At 27.9% G+C, this 9,807-nt stretch carries 11 protein-coding genes; 5 read left to right on the top strand and 6 right to left on the bottom strand.

The genetic code is table 11. The features are described from left to right. From KJQ99_RS07485 to KJQ99_RS07470, 4 genes are all read right to left on the bottom strand, one after another. The coding region (locus tag KJQ99_RS07485) for an MFS transporter (RefSeq protein WP_214150427.1) at window positions 1–971 on the bottom strand (971 nt) is incomplete at its 3' end. Next, a complete protein-coding gene (locus KJQ99_RS07480) occupies window positions 964–2,007 on the bottom strand; it encodes an NAD(P)-dependent alcohol dehydrogenase (protein WP_214150426.1) in 1,044 nt (347 codons plus the stop codon). The genes KJQ99_RS07485 and KJQ99_RS07480, both read right to left, overlap by 8 nt. 9 nt (window positions 2,008–2,016) lie before the next feature. Next, entirely contained in the window at window positions 2,017–2,754 is a 738-nt protein-coding gene (locus KJQ99_RS07475) for a hypothetical protein (RefSeq protein ID WP_214150425.1), read from the bottom strand. Window position 2,755: 1 nt separating this feature from the next. Continuing rightward, window positions 2,756–3,265, bottom strand: coding sequence for a rhomboid family intramembrane serine protease (locus KJQ99_RS07470; RefSeq protein ID WP_214116597.1), 510 nt, complete (start codon window positions 3,263–3,265; stop codon window positions 2,756–2,758). A gap of 63 nt (window positions 3,266–3,328) precedes the next feature. On the opposite strand from KJQ99_RS07470, the gene KJQ99_RS07465 reads away from it, so the two are divergent. The 5 genes from KJQ99_RS07465 to KJQ99_RS07445 all read left to right on the top strand — a co-directional run bounded on the left by KJQ99_RS07465 (window position 3,329) and on the right by KJQ99_RS07445 (window position 8,304). Further along, window positions 3,329–4,066 carry a (Fe-S)-binding protein gene (locus KJQ99_RS07465; protein WP_214116599.1) on the top strand — a complete coding sequence of 246 codons (738 nt, stop codon included), beginning with the start codon at window positions 3,329–3,331 and terminating at the stop codon, window positions 4,064–4,066. Next, window positions 4,063–5,493 (top strand): LutB/LldF family L-lactate oxidation iron-sulfur protein, encoded by a 1,431-nt coding sequence (locus KJQ99_RS07460; protein WP_214116601.1) that lies wholly within the window; start codon window positions 4,063–4,065, stop codon window positions 5,491–5,493. The genes KJQ99_RS07465 and KJQ99_RS07460 overlap by 4 nt, the downstream gene beginning before the upstream one ends. Continuing rightward, entirely contained in the window at window positions 5,486–6,142 is a 657-nt protein-coding gene (locus tag KJQ99_RS07455) for a LutC/YkgG family protein (protein WP_214150424.1), read from the top strand. The genes KJQ99_RS07460 and KJQ99_RS07455 overlap by 8 nt, the downstream gene beginning before the upstream one ends. A 129-nt stretch (window positions 6,143–6,271) precedes the next feature. Next, window positions 6,272–7,072 carry a glutamate 5-kinase gene (proB, locus tag KJQ99_RS07450; RefSeq protein ID WP_214116606.1) on the top strand — a complete coding sequence of 267 codons (801 nt, stop codon included), beginning with the start codon at window positions 6,272–6,274 and terminating at the stop codon, window positions 7,070–7,072. Between the two features lie 2 nt (window positions 7,073–7,074). Next, window positions 7,075–8,304: a glutamate-5-semialdehyde dehydrogenase gene (locus tag KJQ99_RS07445; RefSeq protein ID WP_214150423.1), complete on the top strand. Its 1,230-nt coding sequence runs from the start codon at window positions 7,075–7,077 to the stop codon at window positions 8,302–8,304. A gap of 9 nt (window positions 8,305–8,313) precedes the next feature. Here the strand turns inward: KJQ99_RS07445 and rimI are convergent, their stop codons facing one another. Together rimI and KJQ99_RS07435 are read right to left on the bottom strand one after the other, a co-directional pair. Next, window positions 8,314–8,754, bottom strand: coding sequence for a ribosomal protein S18-alanine N-acetyltransferase (gene rimI, locus KJQ99_RS07440; RefSeq protein WP_214116611.1), 441 nt, complete (start codon window positions 8,752–8,754; stop codon window positions 8,314–8,316). After that, entirely contained in the window at window positions 8,751–9,734 is a 984-nt protein-coding gene (locus tag KJQ99_RS07435) for a DUF2156 domain-containing protein (RefSeq protein WP_336606890.1), read from the bottom strand. The genes rimI and KJQ99_RS07435 overlap by 4 nt, the downstream gene beginning before the upstream one ends. Window positions 9,735–9,807 lie beyond the last annotated feature (73 nt).

The raw sequence follows: 9,807 nt of genomic DNA, 5'->3' as shown, positions 1-9,807 counted from the left end.
ATATTTAATAATAAAATATTTGCAATTATTATGATAAAAATACCTAGCAAACTTAATTTAAAAGAGCCAAATTTATCGCTTAAATATCCGCTTATTGGAGATAAAATAGCAGCAATTAATGAGCCTAAAAGCATTACTTTACTAGCTTCAAAATTATCATAATTTTTATTCATAATTAAATAATTCGGTAGTATTAATGAGTAGCTTAAAGCAAAAAACTGCATTAAAAATACAATTAAAGTAGATGAGAAAAATTGCAAATTCTTAGCACTTGCAATAATTTTGCTTTTATTTAGCATAAAAATAATTAAAATACTAAAAAATAAAATATAAATATATTTAATACTTATAGCAACACTAATCACTAGCAATACAATTAATATATATTCTTTTAAGTCTAATTTATATTTTGTTCCAAGATTTGGAATATTTTTAATTCCTAAAACAAAGGCAAAAACCAAAAAAGGTATTAAAAATATAAAAATATCTTTAAACTGAAAATATTTCATAATAAATCCACCATAAATTGGCCCAAAACCAGGTGCAGTCGCTACTAAAAATATACAAAATCCCATCAAAAATCCGAAGTATTTTTCACTAGCTTTAAAAATTACCATATTAAACATAAGTGGTAGAGCAATACCTGCAGCAATTCCTTGTAAAAATCTAGCAAAAACTAAAATATAAAACTCACCTGTACTTGAGCAAATTATTAGGCTTATTAAAAATAATAAATTAGTAAAAATAAAAAGTTTTTTAGTATTAATTTGATTTACTAAATATGAGCTTAGTGGCATTGTAAGTGTGATTGCTAGTAAAAACATAGAAGTAAGCAAAGAAGCCTTATTAATATCAATATTAAAAGTTTGTATTAAATAAGCAAAAGTTACATTTAAAGAAGTTTCAATTAATACGCTTAAAAATGATATTAAGCCTAAAGATATTAGGCTTAAAATTAGATTTTTATTCATTAAAATCAATTACATATCTAAAAGAATTTGAATTATTCAATAAGTCATCATAAGCTTTATTAATTTCATCAGGTTTTATGATTTTAACTTCTGGATAAATTGAGTGTTTTAATGAAAATTCAAGCATTTCTTTAGTTTCTTTAATGCCACCTATTAATGAGCCATAAATTTTCTTATGATTTACTCTAATTAAGGCATTTAGACTAATTGATACTTGCTCGTTTATTGGTGGTAAGCCAACGATTGCCATTTCTCCGCCGTATTTTAAAGCTCTTGCATATGCTAAGACATCGTATTTACTTGGAATTGTGCTAATTATTACATCAAATTTTTTATCAACCTTATTAATATCATTATAATAATTACTTGCTCCAAGTTTAATAGCTGCTTCTTTTTTAGTATCGTTTCTAGCTATTACACTAACATTTGCACCCATTGCTTTTGCGTATTTAAAAGCCATTACACCCAAGCCCCCAAATCCTGCGATTGCTACATCCATACCTTTACTAACTTTAGAGAATTTAAGTGGAGAATAAGTAGTAATTCCTGCACAAAAAAGTGGAGCAATTAGTTTTAGTGGAGCATTATTAGGAACTTTAATTGCATAGTTTTTATGAACTTTTATATAATTTGAATATCCGCCTTTAGTAATTTCTGAATTATTAAAATAATCAACACTATTATAAGTCCAAACAGCACCTTTTTGACAAAATTGCTCATTTGAGTTTAAACAAGCATCACATTCACCACAAGAATTAATCAAACAACCAATTCCCGCGTAATTTCCTATTTCAAATTCTTTTACATTTTTACCGATTTCAACTACTAAGCCAACTATTTCATGACCTGGAACTATAGGATATTTTGTAGCTTTCCATTCGTTTTTAGCAGCGTGAATATCACTATGGCAAATCCCACAATACATAGTTTTAATCAATATCTCATCATCTCTTAAAGCACTTCTTTTAAAAGTAATTGGCTTAAAATTAGCACTTTCATCATAAGCTGCAAAGCCTTTAGTTATAATTTCACTCATATTTTTTCCTTATTTGCAAGTTAATTCTAAAGTAGCGTTTAGTTTAAAATCACTATCTTTTTCTATTGGTGTATCATCGTATTTATAATCAGCACCTAATATTTGATTTTGTGCTAATTCATAATGTTTTATTGATTTTATTTCACAAATTTTATTTGTAAGATTAGAATATTTATCTTTTATACTTATAGCTTTTTTAAATATTTCATCATACAATTCTTGTTTTATTATGCTTATTTCTTCTTTACTAACTGATAGATTTAAGGCAGGAGAATTAATTGTAATATACTCATTATTAGCTAGTATGTTATCTATATCTTTTAATAAATTCTTATAGTTTTGATATTCTTCTTTTTTAAACTCGCATCTTAAAGCAGAATCAAATTTATAACCATTTGGAATATTCATTCCATCTTGATAGGCTATATTAGGTTGTAATATATAGCTTCCACCTTCACATAAATTACTTTCTTTTACTCTTTCTAATACCTTAGAGAATAATTCTTCTATTTCATTCTTTTCATTTTCATTTAGATTTTCTTTTATACTAAGTTGTTTTGTCATAGTAAATTTTGGAGTTGAAATATAAGAATCATAATTTAATCTTTTTTCTACTTCTATTGTTTGCTCAATAACAATTTCATCTTTATTTATTAAATACTCATAAATTTTAGTAGATATTAATCCTAATATAAAGAATATAAATAAACTAAAGCATAAACTAAAACCTTTTAAAAAATTTTTCATTCTATCTCCTTAAAAAATAAATTCCATAAGCATAGATTATGCCAAAAATAGCACCAAAAATATGAGCCTGCCAAGCAATATTTTGAAAAATCACAGCAGAAATTATACTAGTTACTACAATAGCTATTAAAAATCCATTTTGTCTTAAAATAATTGCAGCATAACCCATCAAAGCACTAATAGCTCCACTAGCTCCAAGTAAAATGAAATTATAATATCCCATATTTATCATTAAATAATAATACCCCAAAGATGAAATAATTGCACCTACAAAATATACAATTAGTAAGTGTTTGATATTTAAAAATCTAAGAATTTGAGATAGCATAAAAAGCATTACCATATTCATAAAAATATGCTCAAAATCTCCGTGTAAAAACGAGTAGGTAAAAAATGTATAAAAATCACTTCCATAATAAAGTGCAAAGTTATTTATAAATACAGATTTACCAAATAAAAATTCAAGTAAATAAATCAACACATTTAAAAAAATAATCGCATAAAAAACCATTTTAACCCTTTAATATTTTTAAAGTTATATAATAAATTATCATTTTATTAAAAAGGGTTAAAAATGCAAAAAAAAGTATATTTTTATGCGACCTGTCTAGCAAGTGCTGCTATGCAGAATACTATTTTAAACTCTATTAAGCTTTTAAGAAGTGCTGGAGTTGAAGTGATTTTTAAAAAAGATCAAACCTGTTGCGGTCAGCCAAGTTATAACACAGGATATTTTAAAGATACTAAAAAAGTAGCTTTATATAATGCCGAATTATTTAGTGAAGATTTACCAGTAGTAATTCCTAGTGGAAGTTGCGGTGGTATGATGAGCCATGATTATGTTGAGCTTTTTAAAGATGACGCAAATTATGAAAAAATTAAAAAATTTAGCTCAAAAGTAATAGAGCTTAGTCAATATTTAGAACAAATCGGATTTAAGATAGAAGATAAAGGAGAGCCTATTAAGGTTACTTGGCATAGCAATTGCCACGCTTTAAGAGTGCAAAAAAGCATTGAAGCTTCTAAAAATTTATTAAGAAGTCTTAAAAATGTTGAATTAGTTGAGCTTAAATATGAAGAAGAATGCTGCGGATTTGGTGGGACTTTTAGTGTAAAAGAGCCTGAAATCTCAAACGCTATGGCAACTGCAAAAGTAAATGATATAGTTGAAAGTGGAGCAAAGGTTATAATTTCAGCTGATGGTGGGTGTTTATTAAACATTCGTGGAACTATTGCAAAAATGGGTCTTGATATCAAAACTTATCATTTATATGACTTTTTAGCTGCTAGAATGCAAGGAGAAAAGATATGAAAAATCATAGTGAATTAATTAAAACTAAATTAGCTGATAAACAAATGAGAGAAAATGTAAGCTCTGCAATGCACGCCTTACAAGATAGAAGAAAAAACCTAATAAATGCAAAATTTCAAGATTGGCAAGGGCTTAGAACAAAAGCACAAAAAGCTAAAAATAATGCTTTATATACCTTAAAAGATAGGGTATTAGAATTTGAAAAAAATGCTACAAAAAATGGAATGAAAGTGCATTTTGCAAATACTAAAGAAGATGCTTGTGAGATAATTTATGAGCTAATGATGGAAAAGAAAATCAGTAAAGTCTTAAAAGGCAAATCAATGGCTAGTGAAGAAATAGGCTTAAATCACTATTTAGAACACAAAGGCTTAAATGCAATTGAGACTGATTTAGGAGAGCTGATTTTACAATTAGGTAATGAAACTCCTGTTCATATAGTTGTTCCTGCAATTCATAAAAATCGTTATGAAATAGGAGAATTATTTAGCGAAAAATTAGGCGTAGCTAAAGAAAGTGAGCCTGAAAAATTAAATGCAATTGCTAGAACTCATTTAAGAAATGAATTTGAAGGTTTGCAAATGGGAATTAGCGGGGTAAATTTTGCAATTTCAAGCGAAGGTGCTATTTGGCTGATTGAAAATGAAGGCAATGGTAGAATGTGCACAACTGCTCCAACTATTCATGTAGCAATTTGTGGAATTGAAAAAATAGTAGAGAGTTTTACTGATGCAGCTACAACTGATACATTATTAACTCCATCTGCTACAGGACAATTTATCCCTGCGTATAACAATATTATTACAGGCCCTAGAAAAGCTGATGAGCTAGATGGTCCTAAAGAAGTGCATATAATATTATTTAACAACCATAGAACAAATATTTTAAGTAACGAAGATTATTATGAAGCATTACGCTGCATTAGATGTGGTGCTTGTATGAACTTTTGTCCTGTGTATGATAAAATCGGCGGTCATAGTTATGATGCTGTTTATCCTGGGCCAATTGGAGAAGTTATATCTCCGCAATTATTCGGTATGAAAGAGCATGGAGATATTTTAAGCTTATGCTCTTTATGTGGTCGTTGCTCTGAAGTTTGCCCTGTAAAAATCCCACTTGATAGTATGATTAGAAAATTACGCCGTGATAAGATAGGTGAAGCTGGAGATAATGCTCCACTAGGTGCAAATGAATTAGAGCATAGTGCAATGGAAAGCTATGGATTTGCTAAGTTTGCTGATATTGCTACAAGTCCAAAAATGTGGAGAGTTGCTATTGGTAACGCAAGTAAGTTTAACTGGCTATTACAAAGTCTAGGAACAAGCCTACCTGTGCTTAAAAATTGGGCTACTTATAAAGACTTACCTGAACTTAAAGGAAATATTTATAAAGAATTAGAAAACTTAGAAGGAGTTTCTTATGAATAAGAGAATTGAAGAGATAAGCAATCGCTCAAGAAATCAGATTTTAAACGCAATTGAATGTGGTGTAAGACACGAGTTAAATGATAAAAGTATAGACCCAAGTGTGCATATAAAACAAAGCGATAATCCTTTAGAAGAAACTAAAACTAAAATGAGTGAAAACAAATTTGAAGTTCATGAAGTTAGTGGCTTAGACAATGTTTATGATGAAATAAACAAAATCACAAGCTCTTATGGATATTCATCTTTAATTTATCCAAAAAGCCTAAGTGCTGATGTAGAAAAAATAAATGCAAGTAAAAAAGTTTGTTTTGATAAAAGCGTAGAAGAATTAAGAAGTGAAGTTTTTCATAGTGATTTTTCAGTAATTGATGTAGAATTTGCTATTAGCTCACATGGGGTTGCTTGTGTAAAATCAAGTGCAAATCAACCAAGAATGCTAAGCCTTGCTCCAATGCTTTGCATTATGCTACTTGATAAAACAAAAATTGAGCCTTCACTTGCTAGTGGTCTTGCTAGAATAAAGGCTGAAAATGAGATTTTACCTACTAATATTTTATACATTGCAGGTCCTAGTAGAACATCTGATATTGAGCTTGTAACCGTTTTTGGAGTTCATGGAAGTCAAAAAGTTCATATAATATTTTACTAAAATTTACCCCTAATATTAGGGGTAAAATATTATTATTTTATATTCTAATCATTTTAAATTCTCATTTGTAATTTTTATATTTAAGCATTAATTTAAAGTATTTAATATTCTTCTAAATAAGGGGAAAATATGAATGAGAATTTAAAAATTAATTTAAAAGATAGCAAAAGAATTGTAATCAAAGTTGGCACATCAACTCTAACTTATGAAAATGGTAATTTAAACTTAGGATTAATTAATAAGTTAGCTTGGGTTTTAGCTGATTTGAAAAATCAAGGAAAAGAAGTTGTATTGGTTACTTCAGGTGCGATTGGGGTTGGCTCAAAAAAACTTGGCTTTAAGCAAAGACCTACAATTACCATGGAAAAACAAGCAGCAGCAGCAATAGGTCAAGCAGAGCTTATGCATATTTATCAAAACGCATTTGCTAATTTTAGTTCATTTGTAGCACAAGTTTTACTAACTAAAGATGATTTTGAAATAGAACAAAGAAAACAAAATACTGAAAACACTTTAAATACTTTATTAAAATACGAAATTATCCCGATAATTAATGCTAATGATACTATTTCAACTTATGAGATTGAATTTAGTGATAATGATAGCCTTTCAGCTAGTGTTGCTTGTCTAATCAAGGCTGATTTGCTAATAATTTTAAGTGATATAGACGCATTTTATACAGCAAATCCTAAGAACAATCCTAATGCAAAAAGAATTTCTTATGTAGAAAAAATCACAGATGAGATTATGCAAATGGGCGGAGATAAAGGTAGTGAGTTTAGTATAGGTGGTATGAAGACAAAATTACAAGCTGCAAGTAATTGTGCTAAAAATGGTGTAAGAATGGCTATTTTAAATGGCTCTAATCCTATGAATATTAGCGAGTTAATTAGTGGTGCTGATATAGGAACTATTTTTGATAAGGAGTAAAAATGATTGATATTTTATGCCAAAACGCAAAAAATGCAAAGACTAAATTAGCTAAGCTTAATTCAAGTATTAAAAAAGAAGTTTTAAATTCTTGTGCTGATGAAATACTTGCAAATATTGATGGTTTATTAAAAGCAAACCTTAAAGATATTAATGATAATTCAAATCTAAAAAGTGCTTTTGTAGATAGATTAAGACTTAATGAAAATAGAATAAATAATATGATAAGCACTTTAAGAAATGTCGCTTTACTTGATGATGTAGTGGGTAGGGTGGTATTTGGAAAGACTTTAGAAAATGGTCTAAAAATGCAGCAAATTAAGGTGCCTTTAGGAGTAGTTGCTATTATTTTTGAATCTCGTCCTAATGTTTGCGTAGATGCTTTTGCACTATGTTTTAAGAGCTCTAATGTAGTGATTTTAAGGGGTGGAAAGGAAGCTTTAAATACTAATTTATTTTTAGTTTCAATTTTTCAAAAGGTATTAAAAAGATTTGATTTAGATGAGAATTTCGTTCAGATTGTAAGTGATACTAACAGGGATTTAGTAAAAGAACTTTTAAGGGCGAATGATTATATAGATGTGGTAATTCCAAGAGGTAGTGCTAGTTTGATTAATGAAGTTAAAAATAATAGTCTAATTCCTTGTATTCAAACAGGAGTAGGGAATTGTCATATTTATGTTGATTATAATGCGAAAATAGATGATGCTATAAATATAATAAATAATGCTAAAACGCAAAGACCAGGGGTATGTAATAGTGTAGAGACTTTACTCATTAATAAAAATATAGCTAGCGAAATTTTGCCTTTATTAGAAAGCAAAATGCCTAATGTAGAGCTTAGGGTTTGTGCTAAGTGTGAGAAATTTTTAAAAAATTATAAAAAGGCAAATGATAGTGATTGGGAAGAAGAATTTGAAGATTTAATACTAGCTATTAAAATAGTAGATGATATTAATGAAGCTATACTTCACATTCAAAAATACAGCACAAATCATTCAGAAGCGATAATTTCTCAAGATTATACTAATATTAATAAGTTCTTAGATGAGATTGATTCAGCAGTTTTATATGTAAATGCTAGCACTAGATTTAGCGATGGTGCGGAATTTGGCTATGCGGCTGAAATAGGAATAAGCACTCAAAAACTTCACGCAAGAGGTCCTATGGGATTAAATGAATTAACAACTACAAAATATCAAATCATAGGAAACGCCCATATTAGAAAATAAACTTAAAGCCTAATTTTTAGGCTTTAATATAAGCGTCATTTTAATACCATCTTCATTGCTATAATAATTTTTTAAGATTTTTTCTTCTTTAAATTGAAGTTTTTTGTATAAATTAATAGCATTTATATTGCTTACTCTTACTTCTAAAAATATCTTTTCTTTATTTAATACTTTAGCATTATTAATTAGTTCTTCGCATAATTTTGTGCCTATTTTTAAACCCTTAAATTCATCTTTTATCGCTAAAGAATATATTCTAATACTATTTTTATAAGTAAGCTTCATAATATATCCAGCTACTTTTTTATCACATAAAAAAATAAATATATTTTCTTTTTTTATGTGATATAAGAAATTATTTTTACTTAACTTAAAACAATCATTTTTAAAACATTCTTCTTCAATTAACAAAAGGTCTTTTAAATGAGTTTTAGTAGCTTTTATAATCATAGTTTTTGATATATTGTGTATTTTGGTATGATTTTTTCTGGACGATACGACATTTTAACTTTTTTTAGGTTTTCAAAGCCCATATCATCTCCCACATTTATGTATTTACAATCATATTTTTCTTTTAAAACTTTTGAAAACTCTCTAAATATAAATTGAGCACAACCTAAAGTTTCAAAATCAGTTTTTTCAATCAATACACTTGCTGTATCACTACATATTTTTTCGCCTATTGTAAAGCCTTTTAATTCATCATCAATATAAATTACTAAGCCATCTAGTCCTAATGTCTCGTAATCTTGTAAGCATTTTTTAATCGCTAATCTTTCTTGATAAATTCCATCTAAAAACGCATCTACTTCTGCTTTTGGAACATATTTAATCCTATCGCTTACCCATTTATCAAAAAGCATTTTTATATCATCGCTATGTTTTTTACAATCTAATGTCTGTAAAAAATAATTTGGATATACTCTTTTAAATTTATTAATTTCGGTTCTTTTAGTGTGATAAGCATTACCCCTAAGCTCTATTAAATCATCGCTTACATATATATAATCTGCTAATTTTTTTTCTATTATATAATTATCTAGTGAGCTAAACATAACTTCACCTTCATTTGTATGGGTAATAAATCCTTCTAAGAAGTTATCACAAACATATTCAATTTTAGAGTAATATGTAGAAGTATTGTTTTCATTCATAATCTTAAAGCATTCTGGTATGCTATCATAACAATCTTGAGGTTTTCCTAGTGGTGGTAATAACATAGATAATTCTCCACCATTCATAACAAATAAGCAAAATGTATTATTGATTATTGAATAAAATCCACTAGCTTTAGAAAGCCAAATATAGTTCGCACAAAATGAATAATCACTGACATTAACATCAAAATCCTTTAAGTATTCTTGCATAATTGGTTTTGTTTTTAAGTCAAATGATTTTAGTGTATGTCCTTGTAGTTTTATCTCTGCCACTTTAATCCTTTTTTTAAAAAAATGTCGCGATTATAGGTTATTAAAGTAACTTATTAGATATAATCAATTAGCT

Source organism: Campylobacter sp. 2018MI13, from assembly GCF_018501135.1.
In the GTDB taxonomy this organism is placed as follows: domain Bacteria; phylum Campylobacterota; class Campylobacteria; order Campylobacterales; family Campylobacteraceae; genus Campylobacter_E.
The sequence above is the reverse complement of the archived record's forward strand: the minus strand, read 5'-3'. Positions and strand labels throughout refer to the sequence as shown.